This window comes from Trinickia sp. LjRoot230, from assembly GCF_964253315.1.
Taxonomy (GTDB): Bacteria; Pseudomonadota; Gammaproteobacteria; order Burkholderiales; family Burkholderiaceae; genus Trinickia.
Genome location: NZ_CAXUQX020000001.1, coordinates 1,220,648 through 1,235,112, shown reverse-complemented (window position 1 = coordinate 1,235,112; position 14,465 = coordinate 1,220,648). Strand labels below are relative to the sequence as shown.

Here is a 14,465-nt window from a genome sequence, read left to right as displayed (position 1 = left end):
CCAAAACTGGAAATTGCACGCGATAGTACGAAAGCATGCCGCTCGCGTCAACTTAAAATGCAAAAAAACCTGTCAAATCCGAGGCTTGGCGAACGTTTTCGAAGTTGCCAATCATCGGGTAAAGCTCGAGCGAGATCATCACCGCTTCAGCGGAAGCGGTTTTTCCACTCGCGCATCAGCGTGAAAGACGCCAACCGGTCGCTTACCGCTTGATCCGATTGTAGTTGCTCGCCGAGCGTGGCGCGAATTTCGTCGCGATCGGCCCGCAGGAACGGATTCACCGCGCGCTCGTGCGCAATCGTCGTAGGCAGCGTCGGTTCATTGCGCGCGCGGCGGGCGGCCGCCTCGTCGTGCCAAGCACGCAGCGCAGCATTGCCAGGCTCGCACGCCAGCGCGAAGCGGATATTCGAAAGCGTGTATTCGTGTGCGCAATGCACTTGCGTTTCGCCCGGCAGCGCCGCGAGCGCATCGAGCGACGCGAGCATTTGCGCCGGCGTGCCTTCGAACAGCCGTCCACAACCGCAGGCGAAAAGGGTATCGCCGCAAAAAACGTGAGGCGCCGCGACGTCTGTGCCCGCCTGAAAATAGGCGATGTGACCTCGCGTGTGACCGGGCACGTCGAGCACCGTCAGCTGCATCGCAGGTGCTTCGATCTGCACGTGCTGGCCGCCCGATACAGCGTGCGTCACCTCGACGATCTCCTCGCGCGCGGGCCCGTAGACAGGAATTTGCGCATCGCGGCAAAGCTCCGCGACACCGCCGACGTGGTCGGCGTGGTGGTGCGTGAGTAAAATAGCGCTCAGTCGCCAGCCCTTTTGCGCGAGAAACCCGCGCACCGGGGCGGCCTCGCCCGGGTCGACCGCGACCGCATCGCGCCCGTTCGACACGAGCCAGATGTAGTTGTCAGCAAAAGCCGGCACCGGCACGTATTCGAGCGTTTTCATAGGCGACGCAACCATAAGATGTCTGATCGATCGATTATAGACTGGCCCGCCTGGACCGATTCCCCGCCCGGCCGCTATGTGCTGGCGTGGGAGCAAGCGCTGCTCGACAGTGTTGTGTCCAATGCGTTCGGCTACCACGCGCTGCAGCTCGGTCTGCCGCAGCTCGACGCGCTGCGCGAGAACCGCATGTCGTGCCGGGCGCTTGTGCTCGACGCCGCGAGCGGAGCGAGTTCGCCCTATCGCTATCCGAGCGCGAGCCCGGCGCCGTCGTTGCCGCCCGACGTCCCGCGCGGCCCGAACGATCGCCACGCGCCGGACGGGCGCACGACCGTTTGGTGCGATTTGCTCGACCTGCCGTTCGAAGCGCAGAGCGTCGACCTGATCGTGATGCCGCACACGCTCGAATTCACACGGGACCCGCACCGTTTGCTGCGCGAGGCCGAGCGCGTGCTGATGCCCGAAGGGCAACTCATCATTCTCGGCTTCAATTCGCTGAGCTTATGGGGCGCGCGGCAGTCGTTCGGCAAGATGACCGGACGGCCGTTCGTGCCCGCGGCGCATGATCTCATTGCATTCACGCGTATCAAGGACTGGATCAAGTTGCTCGGGTTCGAGCTTGAACGCGGACGCTTCGGCTGCTATCGTCCGCCCCTCGTCAGCGAAAAGTGGCTGACACGTTTTGGCTTCATGGAAGATGCCGGCGACCGATGGTGGCCCATTTTTGGGGCCGCTTATATGGTGAGCGCGGTCAAGCGCGTGCGCGGCATGCGGCTCGTGGGTACCCTCAAGGCGAAAAAGCCGGTGCTCGCGCCTGGGCTTGCGCCGGTCGCCACTCACAAGACACACAACCCGAGAATATGACGTGACTGAAGCGACGCCCGACATCATCGAAATCTATACGGACGGCGCGTGCAAGGGCAATCCGGGCCCCGGAGGATGGGGCGCGCTGTTGCGTTACGGCACGCAGGAAAAAGAGCTGTTCGGCGGCGAAGCCTGCACGACGAACAACCGCATGGAGCTGATGGCGGTGATTGCCGCGCTCGAGGCATTGAAACGCCCCAGCAAGGCCGTGATTCATACCGATTCGCAATACGTGCAAAAAGGCATCAGCGAGTGGATTCACGGATGGAAGAAAAAAAATTGGATGACCGCCGCGAAAACGCCGGTGAAGAACGCCGACTTATGGCGTCGGCTTGACGCACTCGCCGCGCTACACGAGATTGATTGGCGCTGGGTGAAGGGCCATGCTGGGCACCCGGAGAACGAGCGCGCGGACGCGCTGGCGAACCGCGGCGTGAGCGCGCTTGCCGAAAGCTGAACCGGTCGGGGGCGCTTCATTTGCATTGGCCTCCCGCTTTTTGCCACACAGTACAGTTGACTTGACTATGCGCCAGATCGTCCTCGATACCGAAACAACAGGCCTGAACGCACGCACAGGCGACCGCATCATCGAAATTGGCTGCGTCGAACTGATCAACCGCCGGCTAACCGGCAACAATCTGCACTTCTACCTCAACCCCGAGCGCGATAGCGATCCGGGTGCACTCGCCGTCCATGGGTTGACCACCGAGTTTTTGCGCGACAAGCCGAAGTTCGCCGAAGTTGTTGACGTATTGCGCGACTATGTGCGCGACGCCGAGCTCGTCATTCACAACGCGTCGTTCGACCTTGGTTTTCTGGAGGCGGAGTTCGCCCTGCTCGGCTTGCCGCGGTTCGCGGAGCACTACGAGAGTTTCATCGATACGCTCGTGCAGGCGAAATCGATGTTCCCCGGCAAGCGAAACTCGCTCGATGCACTGTGCGACCGCTTCGGGATCAGCAACGCGCACCGTACGCTGCACGGGGCGCTGCTCGATGCGGAACTGCTGGCGGAGGTTTATCTCGCGATGACGCGCGGCCAGGAAAGCCTCGTCATCGATATGCTCGGCGATGTACCGGCGCAGGCCAATGTCGCCTCGGCGTCCGCGGCAGTGTCGCTTGAATCGGTGGTTTTGGCGGTGGTGGCTGCTAGCGCTGATGAGTTAGCGGCACATCAAGCCGTGCTCGACGACATCGAAAAGGCGAGCAAAGGAACCAGCGTTTGGCGGCGCGAGCCGACGCAGGAAAACGGCGATGCGGTCGCGCAAGCCGCTTAAAAAGCGCTTTACGAGGTTCGACAGGTCTGCCATAATTCAAGGCTCTTTGGGTGGTTAGCTCAGCGGTAGAGCACTGCCTTCACACGGCAGGGGTCACAGGTTCAATCCCTGTACCACCCACCAGAATTCTTGGTGTGTGAAAGCCAAAAAGAATCAAGGCCCTACGGCGAAAGCCATAGGGCCTTTTTCTTTTCTGGCAACCGCGCCTAACTCGCCCACAACGACATTGGGCGCACCATCGGCGCAGTCGAAAATTGAACCGCCCCGGAGTTGCTGGAGGCTCCAACCATTGAAGGAATGGCGCTACGAGCAAGTCGAACAAGTTTTCTGCTGAAGTCCGCGAATATGCTGTGCGCATGATGCGAGTGCACTGCGGCGAGTATCCGCCACAATGGGCAGCGATTGAATCCATCGCACCAAAATCGGCTGCACGCGCCTCGCCAGAGTGGCCTCTGCCTCGTGGTGAATGAAGCACGTCGATCCGCGCGTGGCCTCGTCATCGGTCATGATCAGTACCCCGCTTCCTTCTGGTGTCGGACGGCCAAAATCGTGACGGTATCGCCATCGAGACGGTACCGAACCACGTAACCACTATCCCCGAAATCGATGGGCCACTCGCGACACTGGTCGGGCAGATCTTCTACTAAGCGCCCCATCCGAGGATGGGTACCGAGAGTGTGTACGCCTCGTCTAATCGCTTCGCCAGCTCGCCTCGCGGCGTCAGGATTCTTCGGCCTCAAGAGCTCGCGGAGCCGTTGCATGTCCTGGATTGCCACCAGCGCAGAGATTACTTGTGGCATTCCGGCGGCGGCAGTTCGTTTTCAGTTCCCCAGCTCTCCAGCCACTTATCGACTTCCTCGGCGGTCGCGTGCAGGCCCGTCGCCTGAAATTCGTCCCATGCCTTGAGCGTGTCCTGGTTCAACGCCTCACGCTTTTCTTCGCGCTCAACGTACTGCTCAATGGCTGCGCGCATGATCCAATGCGGGTACGCCGACGAGCCTCGGCCAACTGCTGAACCCGCCCTTTCAGTTCGTCACCAAGCTTGATCGTCGATCAGCTTATATCGCAACTCTGCAAGTTCCCCCTAGCCGATCTGCGAGGTTCCCGCTCGAGATCGCCCTGTACGATGGGGAATAAGCGACTCGGAAATAGGGATCTCGGACATTCGATGTATCCGATGCCGACAGAGACGCATCAAGCGGATGTCCATTGTTAGGAGTGTGAAGTGTCAAATTTCAACTTGATCAATATTTTGACAGTCATCGACACGCAATCAATTTTTTTGAATTATCCCAATCCGAGTTCCGATCCTGCTAAACCAACCACACTACCCGAAACGAATCCGTTCGCGTATTTGATCGCAGACAATTCCGATGTTTATACCGGCCAAGGAACTTCCGCCCTGCAAATCGTCGTAAAAAAAGAAGCAGAAGATCTGATAACGAAAATTCGCTGGCGCGCTTGCACCTTGTCGATGGGGACGGAGTATCAGTGCTTCTTTTCGAATCTCATAATTGATGATGGCCAAGCGTTCGTTTCAAATCCAAGGGAATGTCGATTCCCGACAGTAAAAATCCCCTCAATCGAACCTGGAAAATTCATTACCTTCGAGGATAATTTTTGGGAATGCGATGTTACCTCAACCGGCGGTGAAGTAATCTACAATTTGGTGTTTGGGATTGTCGATAAAACCGGCAAACCCAAAGGGTACTATACCTGGGATCCGGTCGTATACATCTCGTGACAACCTAGCATTCCTGCTAAGTCGCCATCGTCGTTTCGAAAGTAATATAAAGCTTGCTTTGTCAGTTAGCCGCGATATCGAACAGATTATCGCTGCCACACCATTAAACTTCATTGCGACGAGGCTGCGATGGCGCATATTGATATTTTGATGATCACGGATGTGGAAGGAATTCTGCAGAAATACGCCCCGCCCAGCACGCTCACTGCCCCGAGTTCGGGGCCCGGATCTTTGGCCACGCCGGCCGTCGTCGACGGTTCTTATGTCTTCTTTGTCACAAAGAAGGCCGACGCTTATGCGTATAACGGAAATTGGCAGCTCGACGTTTCGACGGGAACCGAATCCGAAACCGACGTCGACATCGTTCGTTGGCGATGGACCTCCCCCAGTGGTGGACACAAATTCGATTGCCCCATTACCGGGTTTCAGTTCGGGCCCAGTAGCACGGGAGCAATGGAAACGCCGAGGCTCTGCAACTACGCAACGACTTTTATAATTGCCGACCCCGATGGTGTCGCAAAACCAGTGACGCAGAAAGGAATCGACCGTTGCTGGGAGTCACGTGCAACCAAATCGGGAACGATCGGCTATAACATTAACTTCATGATCGTCGATAGTGAAGGAAATACGAGAATACATACGCAGATCGATCCGTATTTCGTTATCAGCAGTTGATCGAATTTACAATGCCCGACCGGCGTTTCCTTACCAAAAGATAACCAACCATTTATCGAGGTTCATATGAGCGAAGACAATTCTGACGCTACCATCGTCAATGTGTTGATTGTGGTGGATGTGAGTCTATTGGTGGATAAGCTAGCCGGCACCATCGAAAGTACTCCGGTAGTGGTCGATAAAGGGGTCTACATGCTGGCTGAGCCGGAATACATCAAGAGCGGACTGGCCTCCAGCGCGCTCGTTTTGAACGTTGCGGCCGAAGGCGAGGATTCGTCGACTTTTGTCCGCTTTCGCACCCAATGTGTGCAATTCGGAAAGTACCAATGTGAAATCGTCGGTATAAGCGCTGATTCAGCGGACATCGATGACATCGAGCTGCCCGCGCTGCGCGCGGTCACTTATACCGAACTTTATCGCGTGCCGACGGATCTCAAGCCCGACGACTTCAATCATAATCCCGCCGCGTCCGATATTTTCTGGGAGACGGAGATGGAGGCCGCAGGCGTGGTCAATTACGCAATCAATTTCATGGTTGCCGATGTGACAGCACCCTCGAAGCCCGCCGTAACCGGGTACTTCCAGGTGAAATCGTCGATCAATATCAGCGATCCGCAGGATTGACGAATCTACCGTAGGGGAGGATGTATGGCGAACAGCTCCGCGATCAACGTCTTAGCCGTCATCAGTGTCGATGACATTTTGGAAAAGCACGGAACAAACAACAGTGTTGATGCGCCGGTGATGTTGGACAGCACTTGCGTCGGTGTTTTTTCGGGTAGGGTATCGGGATACTTGGATCCCCTGCCGCCCGCGAGTGTCTCATCGGTGACGACGGCTAAATGGGTACTCTGGAGAGTGACTTCTCTCACATTCAATGCGAAATACCATTGCGTGATTACCGGCGTGTCCGCTAACGACACTTCCGCGTGCCTAGCCAAGCAGCCTAACGCACTTTGGATCGAGCCGTCGGTACCGCTACTCACTTTGGCCGGCACCGCGGTTCAATCGGGAAAAATCGAGGCGCGGACAGAAGTTGTTTGGGCGGCCGAGGTCAAGCAACCCGGTAGCGTCAATTACGACATGAGCGTGAAAGTGGTCGATTACCACGGCGCACTGCAGGGATGCTATCAATTGCCGTCGACGATTGCCGTCAGCTGATTCGTTTGATCTTCGCAGGGGCGGTCTTCAGATTCCGGACTTTCGATTGATAGCGACGCCTGACCGATGTGCAGGACGTAAAATGGGGGGAATGATGTCAAATATTATCGATGTTCTTATTGCGGTCGATTGCGAGTCGATAATTGCGGGATACGGAGAAAATAACGCACCGACCAACCCTCCGATGATGGAATACGAGAGTTTGTACATGGTAATACGAAATGGCAATAATCTAAATTATAACAAATCGCCGTATCTTTACCTTAAAGCAACTGCCGAGAATGATCTTTCCGCTGCCAGCATTCGGTGGCGCATGCGAGCGCTATCGATGGGATTCGGTTATCAGGCGTTTTTAACAAACTTCGTTTTGTACGACGGCGTGGATATCATTACTCAGCCGGAAAATCGCGAGCTTCGAACCAAGGCGCTTATACCGGATAAGACAAACCCGGATCAACTGAACTCGCAAGAGGTAGTGGATAATTTCTGGGAGTCCACTGTATTGCGGCCCGGCTACGTAGCCTACTTCTTTTATTTGGCTATTGTTGACCATACCGGCAAGGTCCGCGGGTATTATCGCAACGATCCTGCTGTTGTCGCGCAATGAACTATATCTAGGGATCGAGCGGCGCGATGACCCACTCTGCGCTAGCGCCCGCGCATCATATCAGCAACGATACCTAGCAATTTTGATAAGTCGGAATGCACGATTCGCAGGTAATGTAATAACTGGGTTGTATGAATGAGTGGTGACTGAAAAATCTTATCGCGGCCGCGTTACCAGATTTTTATTCTGAATAACCCTTTGTGGCGCGCATCACTGTCTTATTATAATTTTCTAAAATATTTGCTATTTCTCGCAATCCACGAAACATGCAACCGCATCATATGTTAATCGCCTAGGCCGATTCGCCGTCGATCGATTGGCAAGTCAAATTATTTGAGGAGTTTATCATGGGTCTTATGCATCAGGAATTTCCGAACAGTCCCCTTGTTGATATCGTTGTACTCATTGCCGGCGATACTTCGATGCAAGCCGTTGCCGACGCATTTCAGATGGATGGAGGCACGGCCCTTCATGACGGCGCCACAACCTGTCCCAGCGACGTAAATCTGGTGGTTTTGACTGTCGGCACCAACGCCTTTCCTAGTTATTATGCGAGCCCGACATTCCCGACATACGTGACTGATGTTCTTAATGATACGAATGCGGTTTTTAAAGAACGCACGTCTGCGGCTCCCAACAACGCGACGATCGCCGACTATGACTTGGAAAACGCAGTAATTGACGCAGTTCAGTACTACAACTGGCGTGATTCGGCAACAAAATCTATTATCGTTTTTGGTAATCAGTGGCCGGACGGCGGCGGCCCGACAAAACCGCAAACCGCGAGCACTGCCGGTGCTACGGCCATCGCAAATGCTAAAGCCAAAGGCATCACCCTGTATGCGTACCTGACGCCGCCGGCGAGCAGCATTACCTTGGACGCAACCGTATTAGCGGAATACCAGGCGCTCGCAACGGGGGTCAGCGACAAAACGACGGTGGACATGAGCAAGCTCAGCGCGGACGATGTCAAAACCGCCATCGTGAAAATTTTGCAAACCGACATTTGTGCGAGCACACCCTCAACCGGTACGCAAACCGGCGGCACCTCGTGCGGCACCGTCTGCGATTCGTTCTCCTCGATTCTCTGTACGATCAACCTGCTTGCTTGCGCGCTCAACAAAGCGATGGATGCATGCTGCCCCGGCGCAGGCGCCAATACCGGATGCGATTGCGGTTGCACTAAAACCATGCCTCCGCCGCTGAATACCGTAAGCAAGCCGGCGGAAATGATCGGTGCATTAGGCGTCCTTCCCAAACAGCATTGATTGCGAACGCCACCGACAAATAGCTAGGATCGACAGAAACCGAAAACGATGTTTTCGGTTTCTGCGCTTCATGGCAGCCGTCGGTATAAATCAACGAGACGCCTGCGCTCAGCAATACGCCCGCTCTCGCAACCACCGCGTCATGATCCATTTCTCCCCGTCGGTGACAGGCGCCCCCCCATGCAAAGTAAGCGCATCGAGCTGGCGAGCGCGGTTCATATAACGGAAATAGACGGCAGCACCTCGGCGCGCAACCACCGATAGGCCAACCTCGGGAAAAATCGTTTCGCCGCCGGATTCGACGTCGTTCAAGTAGACGATGAGCGTAGCGACCCGCTGCCCGCCGTGCCTCAGATGGACGTTGCTGCCCGCTCGTCCGGGCGGGAAGTAGTCGAAATGGGGACGATATTCGGCACCAACCGGGTAGTGAAGCACCTGAAGCCCCTCGCCATTCGCGAGCGGACAATTAACCAAGCTGGCGATGCGCCGCTCGAGGCGGGCGATAAAATCGTCCTCACCGTTGGCAAACCATATGCCCTTGCTGGTGCGGTCGGCAATGACCTCCTCACGACCGCTGTCGGGATCGACGGTCGTCGACGGCCGCACCCGGTTACGAGCCCGCTCGATCATTTGCTCGCATTCGTCTTGCGTCAACACGTCATCGAAAACGGCGACTTCGGGCTGCGCCATACGCATCACGACATGAACGTCCCGATCCTCCGCGCGAATGATATTGCCAGGCGGGATCTGTGGCAGGTCATAGCAATAGCCGTTGACCTTCTCGGCTGACGCGAGCGCCTCGCCGCGAACCACGCTACCGGCGGCCGTTTGATAAACGGCCGTCGTCGCTGTCGAATCGTCGAATCCCGCTCGGACCATCGCCTCGATCATCGACTCGGGTTCGCAGCCGCGCTCGTAATTTTGCTTGAGCCAACCGGTCCAAGCGTCGTCGATATACATCGCGCTCCTCCACTTCATGAGCCCTCAAAGCTGGCCGTAAGTCGAATACTCATGCGCGAACCCATTAGGCTCAGCGAAATGGGTGAACGTCATCGTGACCGAGACGTCGAGCGCCTCGACGTAATGCCACCAGCCAATCGGCAGCAGCAGCACTTCACCGGGCTTAAGCACGCATTCGAGTAATTGCGCCTGCGCAAACTGGGGCGTTGCATCGAAATCCGGTCTCGCGCCATCGACCATCGAATAGCAATGCAGGTGGTTGTGCATGAACGGCGTGTCATGCAACGGCACGAGCAATATCCGTTTGCGTCCTGCAACCTGTGCCATCAAATTGTTGGTCAGATCATGATGGAACGGGGTAGTGGTTCCCGCGGGGCCGAACCAGAAAAACCCCATATCGGCCGAGCCCGCTGTCAGATAGCTGGGCAAAGGCGCGAGCTCGCGCCACAGATCGGAAAGCGCCACACGGTTATGCGAACCGTTGCCCGCCGTCATATAGAAGTCGTTCGTTCGCTCCGCGCGCTCCACCATATCGACGTAATCGCCAAAGCGAATCTTCCGCGCATGCTTGGGTTTATTGACCTCGAAATCAGCGTCGCGCTCCCGGCCGAATTGGATTTCGACTTCGCGCGTTCCGAATCGCTCTCTGAAATAAGCGCAATTCCAATGGGTCAACGCCTGCCAATCGTTCAAAAGACCGGTGACGATGACGGGGCGGTTCGCGTAGTAGTACTGCTCGAAGAAGTCGGCGGCACCAAGCTGGTGTCGTCGGTCGACTGTATGGCACGCCCCCTGCGCCCGGTAAAGCGTGCGATAAACACTCAAGATCCAGTCGCGCTTTTTCAAGCGCTCCCGCAATCGCGTGCTTCCCTGCAGGTAAGGGCTTGCCAATGCGACTTCGATTTCATCGCGCGCATCTTGTGCGGCAATACCCTTTTCCACCATCGAAGAAATCATCGACGCTTCCGAATTGCCGAGCATCAGGTTCTCGGCAATCCAACGCCTCCATTCATCGTCCACGAGATCCTCGTCAAACCGAGCGACACGTCGAGATGCCCATGCACCTCGTCGCCGTCATTTTATTGAAGCGCGCTTTGTCACCGCCTATTAAAACTACCAGGGCCATCGCCAGGTTATGGCCGACATCATCGCGATGTGCGCTCGATCGCCTCCGATCGGTGCGGCCGCTCAGCCCGATCATGAGACTCGTCTACTATTCGATTGCTTGCGTCCCAGGTTCGTCGTGTCAGAAGCAATGGCTCCAGAGCATTCGCAGCCTCAGGCGGAATAACAAGGAAATAGCGGTTTGCTTGTTCGTCTATGGCACGCCCGAGCCGTATGTCGCTGCGGAGGCGGACCGCCAGAACGTCCGTTTGTTCGCGTTAGGTCCGTATGCCGATTGCTTCAGCGCGCTGCCGGCATCGCAAGCAACAGTATTGCCGCGGTATCGCACGCTTCACAAACTGCTTTCGCTACGCCATTGCCCGAGCGAGCATGTGGAGCAAATTCTCTACGTCGATTGCGATACGTTCTTTTTCGGCGACGTCGCAACGCTTTTTGACCGCTATCGGACGCTGCATTGGTACGCCCGTGAGGAACCCTGCTCGTCTCGCAGCCGCGACGGCTACGACGCCGGCTATGTCGACGAAGCGCTGCTTGCGCAGTTGGCTCGTCAAGAGCACGCAGAGCCGGTGCTGCCCTATAACAGCGGCGTGTTTCTGATGAACCACGGCGCGTGGTCGGAACTGGCGCGGTATTCGCACGACTTTCTTCGGTTCACATGGCGTTTGCTGCTGGGCCAGTGCCGCGCGCCGGAGGGCATCGAGTGGCTCGATCACGAGTCGCTCGCGCTCACGCGCGCGAACGCGAGCGAGGCGGATTGGCGCGGGGCCTTGCCTTATCCATCGCGTAACGCGTGGATCGTGGAGCAAGTCGCGCTATGGCTCACGCTCGGCCTCGTTCCTTCGCTCACGCACGACACGCTTGCGCCAACCGATGTCGCGCAAGGCGGCGAATGTCTCGTCCCTCACGACGCCATGCTGGCGCATTACTACTCGAACAATGAGCAAGCGTTTTTCGAGCGCGTTACACCGCTTTAACTCCACTCATTCACTCATCCACGCAGCCCGGCCTGCCCCGGCGCGACTGACCCAAGCTCCGCGCCGGTCTCCGGATCCCGGGTCCGATCAGACTTGAGCCGCCGCTTCATCGCGTCGAGCGCGGTACGTTGCTGGGCACCCAGCTGCACGGAGGCCGAACCGTCACCGCCGTCAACCGCGGGCGTCGGGTGCTCGACGAGGTCGAGCCCCCGCCCTTCGTTCCATGGCCCGCGCTCGGGCGGTTCGCCCTGCGACATTTTGTAATAGGCGTTCGCATATTGCGGGTTCGGCGGCAACTTGCCCGGAGGGAAATTGCCGGCAATCGCGTACAGCGCCTTTTCGAACGACTTCTGATGCGACACCTCGCGCGTCATCAGGAAGCCGAGCGCTTCCTGCACGCCGGCATCGTCGCTCACGTTGATCAAGCGTTCGTAAATGATCTTGGCGCGCGCTTCCGCTGCGATATTCGAGCGCAGATCGGCGGTGGGCTCGCCGATGGTATCGATGTAAGCGGCCGACCACGGCACACCCGCGGAGTTCGTGAGCGGCGTGCCGGCGCCGTAAAGCACTTGCGTCACGTGACTGTCGTTGCCCGCCCCATGCAGTTTTCGGTAAATTTCGGCCTGCGTGTCGACCGCTTCGGCAAGCTCGCCCTTCGCGCCGCGATTGAGCATCGCGACAAGCGAGCCGATCACCTCCAAGTGACTCAACTCCTCGGTCGCGATGTCGAGCAGCATGTCTTTGCGGCCCGCGTCTTCCTCAGCGACCGCCTGCGTGAAATATCGCATCGCCGCGACCAGCTCGCCTTGCGGGCCGCCGAATTGCTCCAGTAACAAATTCGCCAGTCCAGGATTCGGCGTGGCAACCCGGACGGTGTACTGCAAACGCTTGTTGTGAACGAACATCTGAGGTTCCTCCTGATCGTGGAAAAGGTGAACGGTTGTCGCACCGGTTCTGCGACGCAACGGTTATTCCCGATGTAGGCGCCCCACTAAATCTGCTTTTCCGCCCCGCAAAAAAAGAGCCCGGCTGGGAGGGCCGGGCTGCGAAGAGATGGCCGGCTCACGAGCGACTCGCGCTTGGGTGAGGCAGACCACCTGCGTGGACGAACAGATCGAAAGGTTTTATGTCGTTCCCGGCAACGGGCTCGATACGAGCACGGCAGCCACCATCAGAACGCCAAGCAAAATCAGTGACTCCACGTGAAGCACCGTACCGAAGCGTCGAAGCGGCTCGGTCGGGATTGTCTGCTCAGCGTTCTTCAGCGTGGACATCAGCGTCGGCATTTCAAAGAAGCGGTTGTGCCCTCCGAGCGCGGCGGCGATCAGCACGAGCACAAGCTTCAGAAGAAGGATCTGCCCGTACGTCGATTCCAACAGATTCACCGGCGTATTAACGCCTCGCCATCCGTTGTATGCGCCGGTGCTGAACAAGATCATCAACGCGTACGTCGAGGTGTCCGAGAGCCTTTGTACGAACGACGTACTGGTCTGGGTTTCACTTCCGGGCGCATCGAGCAGTCGAGGCATCACGACGTAGGTCGTCACGAGAACGAGCCCAACCCACGCGCTGATGGCAAGCAGATGCAACCAGTCAACCCACACCGGAAGGCTGAAGAGCCCCGCATCGACCGGATGACCGCCATTGCTGCGTGCCAACGCCACGCCGGCCAGTGCAAGCCAGATCCCTAACGGGAAACGCGAATCCCTGTGCGATCGCAGTACCGTCAGCACGATCACGCAAAGCATAAAAACCGCACCGGCCAGCCACGCATGTCCAAAGCCGGTCCGCACGAGCATCGACCACACGGCGGGGCCGGCATCGAGCAGCGTCGACTCGCTCATCAGCGCGCAATGTGCCCAGAACGCCAGCACGCTCGCCAGCAGAGAAAGAACGGACGCGACACGAACTGTCAGGACGAGCCGCCGGCCAACGTTGTCTTGCCACGTGGAGTCTCCGCGCGCGAGCCATCGACTGCTGAGTAACCCGCCGACGACGACGGCGAAGCCAACGTTCTGAATCGTTACGGCAATCAGACGGACTATGCCCAGGAATCCGTCGTTCATTACTTCACCTTGAACGTGTACGTACCCTTAGTCTTGTGCGCGTCCGCAGTCATGACGGCCCACTGAACCGAATACGCGCCGGACGCGAGCTTCGGTACGGCGAGCGTCATGACGCGCGGATTCGACGCATCGACTTTCGCATTTTCCTTCGTCACCGGCGCACCGGCCGCATCGGCGATTTTCACCGAGCTGAAGGTCGACTCGAGGTCTTCATTGAAAGTCAGGCGCAATGCGTCGGGTGCAATGTCGACGGTGCTGCCCGACGCCGGTGTTGCGCTTTCCAGTTTGCCGTGTGCGCGCACGGCGATGGGCGCGCACGCAACAGCACTGGCGACGGCGAGGCCGGCGAAATGTCTGGGAGTAAAAGTCTTCATGTTGTTGAGCGTCTCGAAGAATGAGATGGGGACTGCGGCATGCGCGTCCCCGCCAATTGTCGTCACTGCTTCTGCAGCTTGACGACGGTCAATGCGCCGTTGACTTCCTCGGCAACGAAATCGATCTTGTCGCCGACCTTCACCTGCGACAGCATCGCCGGATCCTGCGCCTGGAACACCATCGTCATCGCGTCCATGCCGAGGTTTTCGAGTGGACCATGCTTGATGGTCAGCTTGCCTGCAGCCGTGTCGATCTTCTTGATTTCGCCGTGCGATAGGCTGTTCGTTGCGTCGGCACTTTGCTTTGCGCCACCGCTCATGTCCATGTTGCTCATGTCGCCTGCCGCATACGTCGACGCAGAGAACGCCATGACGCAGCCCATTGCAATCGAGAACAATGCTTTCTTCATCGTGCTTCTCCAGAATTGAGTT

General features: G+C 57.5%; 18 protein-coding genes, 1 tRNA gene and 1 pseudogene. 11 read left to right on the top strand and 9 right to left on the bottom strand.

The features are described from left to right. Nucleotides 1-146: 146 nt before the first annotated feature. On the bottom strand, nucleotides 147-944 hold the full coding sequence (gene gloB, locus ACSQ20_RS05855) for a hydroxyacylglutathione hydrolase (protein WP_436018227.1): 798 nt from the start codon (nucleotides 942-944) through the stop codon (nucleotides 147-149). 18 nt (nucleotides 945-962) lie between these two features. Between gloB and ACSQ20_RS05850 the strand changes: the two genes are divergently transcribed. From ACSQ20_RS05850 to ACSQ20_RS05835, 4 genes are all read left to right on the top strand, one after another. Beyond that, entirely contained in the window at nucleotides 963-1,805 is an 843-nt protein-coding gene (locus tag ACSQ20_RS05850) for a class I SAM-dependent methyltransferase (protein WP_436018226.1), read from the top strand. Nucleotide 1,806: 1 nt separating this feature from the next. Continuing rightward, the gene (gene rnhA, locus ACSQ20_RS05845; protein WP_436018225.1) at nucleotides 1,807-2,262 is read left to right on the top strand and encodes a ribonuclease HI; all 456 of its coding nucleotides are present in this window, start codon (nucleotides 1,807-1,809) and stop codon (nucleotides 2,260-2,262) included. Between the two features lie 67 nt (nucleotides 2,263-2,329). After that, nucleotides 2,330-3,079: a DNA polymerase III subunit epsilon gene (gene dnaQ, locus ACSQ20_RS05840; protein WP_436018224.1), complete on the top strand. Its 750-nt coding sequence runs from the start codon at nucleotides 2,330-2,332 to the stop codon at nucleotides 3,077-3,079. A gap of 48 nt (nucleotides 3,080-3,127) precedes the next feature. After that, nucleotides 3,128-3,202 (top strand) — tRNA-Val (locus ACSQ20_RS05835). 386 nt (nucleotides 3,203-3,588) lie between these two features. Here the strand turns inward: ACSQ20_RS05835 and ACSQ20_RS05830 are convergent. Both ACSQ20_RS05830 and ACSQ20_RS05825 read right to left on the bottom strand, forming a co-directional pair. Beyond that, nucleotides 3,589-3,840: a type II toxin-antitoxin system RelE/ParE family toxin gene (locus ACSQ20_RS05830; protein WP_436018223.1), complete on the bottom strand. Its 252-nt coding sequence runs from the start codon at nucleotides 3,838-3,840 to the stop codon at nucleotides 3,589-3,591. A 26-nt stretch (nucleotides 3,841-3,866) separates the two neighbouring features. After that, nucleotides 3,867-4,126 (bottom strand): annotated as a pseudogene (locus tag ACSQ20_RS05825) (CopG family ribbon-helix-helix protein). A 178-nt stretch (nucleotides 4,127-4,304) separates the two neighbouring features. Here ACSQ20_RS05825 and ACSQ20_RS05820 point away from each other — a divergent pair. The 6 genes from ACSQ20_RS05820 to ACSQ20_RS05795 all read left to right on the top strand — a co-directional run bounded on the left by ACSQ20_RS05820 (nucleotide 4,305) and on the right by ACSQ20_RS05795 (nucleotide 8,534). Then, on the top strand, nucleotides 4,305-4,823 hold the full coding sequence (locus ACSQ20_RS05820; RefSeq protein ID WP_436018222.1) for an AidA/PixA family protein: 519 nt from the start codon (nucleotides 4,305-4,307) through the stop codon (nucleotides 4,821-4,823). Nucleotides 4,824-4,952: 129 nt separating this feature from the next. Continuing rightward, entirely contained in the window at nucleotides 4,953-5,498 is a 546-nt protein-coding gene (locus ACSQ20_RS05815; protein WP_436018221.1) for an AidA/PixA family protein, read from the top strand. Nucleotides 5,499-5,564: 66 nt separating this feature from the next. Then, nucleotides 5,565-6,122: an AidA/PixA family protein gene (locus tag ACSQ20_RS05810; RefSeq protein ID WP_436018220.1), complete on the top strand. Its 558-nt coding sequence runs from the start codon at nucleotides 5,565-5,567 to the stop codon at nucleotides 6,120-6,122. A gap of 24 nt (nucleotides 6,123-6,146) precedes the next feature. Next, on the top strand, nucleotides 6,147-6,659 hold the full coding sequence (locus ACSQ20_RS05805) for an AidA/PixA family protein (RefSeq protein WP_436018219.1): 513 nt from the start codon (nucleotides 6,147-6,149) through the stop codon (nucleotides 6,657-6,659). 82 nt (nucleotides 6,660-6,741) lie between these two features. Continuing rightward, nucleotides 6,742-7,266, top strand: a complete 525-nt coding sequence (locus tag ACSQ20_RS05800; protein WP_436018218.1) for an AidA/PixA family protein — start codon at nucleotides 6,742-6,744, stop codon at nucleotides 7,264-7,266. A gap of 347 nt (nucleotides 7,267-7,613) precedes the next feature. Beyond that, nucleotides 7,614-8,534 (top strand): hypothetical protein, encoded by a 921-nt coding sequence (locus ACSQ20_RS05795; protein ID WP_436018217.1) that lies wholly within the window; start codon nucleotides 7,614-7,616, stop codon nucleotides 8,532-8,534. Between the two features lie 108 nt (nucleotides 8,535-8,642). Here the strand turns inward: ACSQ20_RS05795 and ACSQ20_RS05790 are convergent, their stop codons facing one another. Together ACSQ20_RS05790 and ACSQ20_RS05785 are read right to left on the bottom strand one after the other, a co-directional pair. Next, nucleotides 8,643-9,494 carry a 2OG-Fe(II) oxygenase gene (locus ACSQ20_RS05790; protein ID WP_436018216.1) on the bottom strand — a complete coding sequence of 284 codons (852 nt, stop codon included), beginning with the start codon at nucleotides 9,492-9,494 and terminating at the stop codon, nucleotides 8,643-8,645. A gap of 24 nt (nucleotides 9,495-9,518) precedes the next feature. Then, nucleotides 9,519-10,514, bottom strand: coding sequence for a cupin-like domain-containing protein (locus ACSQ20_RS05785; protein ID WP_436018215.1), 996 nt, complete (start codon nucleotides 10,512-10,514; stop codon nucleotides 9,519-9,521). A gap of 179 nt (nucleotides 10,515-10,693) precedes the next feature. On the opposite strand from ACSQ20_RS05785, the gene ACSQ20_RS05780 reads away from it, so the two are divergent. Beyond that, on the top strand, nucleotides 10,694-11,593 hold the full coding sequence (locus tag ACSQ20_RS05780; RefSeq protein ID WP_436018214.1) for a hypothetical protein: 900 nt from the start codon (nucleotides 10,694-10,696) through the stop codon (nucleotides 11,591-11,593). A gap of 14 nt (nucleotides 11,594-11,607) precedes the next feature. Here ACSQ20_RS05780 and ACSQ20_RS05775 read toward each other — a convergent pair whose 3' ends face one another. From ACSQ20_RS05775 to ACSQ20_RS05760, 4 genes are all read right to left on the bottom strand, one after another. Further along, nucleotides 11,608-12,498, bottom strand: a complete 891-nt coding sequence (locus tag ACSQ20_RS05775; RefSeq protein WP_436018213.1) for a manganese catalase family protein — start codon at nucleotides 12,496-12,498, stop codon at nucleotides 11,608-11,610. 219 nt (nucleotides 12,499-12,717) lie between these two features. Then, nucleotides 12,718-13,659 (bottom strand): copper resistance D family protein, encoded by a 942-nt coding sequence (locus tag ACSQ20_RS05770; protein ID WP_436018212.1) that lies wholly within the window; start codon nucleotides 13,657-13,659, stop codon nucleotides 12,718-12,720. Beyond that, a complete protein-coding gene (copC, locus tag ACSQ20_RS05765; protein WP_436018211.1) occupies nucleotides 13,659-14,033 on the bottom strand; it encodes a copper homeostasis periplasmic binding protein CopC in 375 nt (124 codons plus the stop codon). The genes ACSQ20_RS05770 and copC overlap by 1 nt, the downstream gene beginning before the upstream one ends. 62 nt (nucleotides 14,034-14,095) lie before the next feature. After that, nucleotides 14,096-14,443 (bottom strand): copper-binding protein, encoded by a 348-nt coding sequence (locus ACSQ20_RS05760; protein WP_436018210.1) that lies wholly within the window; start codon nucleotides 14,441-14,443, stop codon nucleotides 14,096-14,098. Nucleotides 14,444-14,465 lie beyond the last annotated feature (22 nt).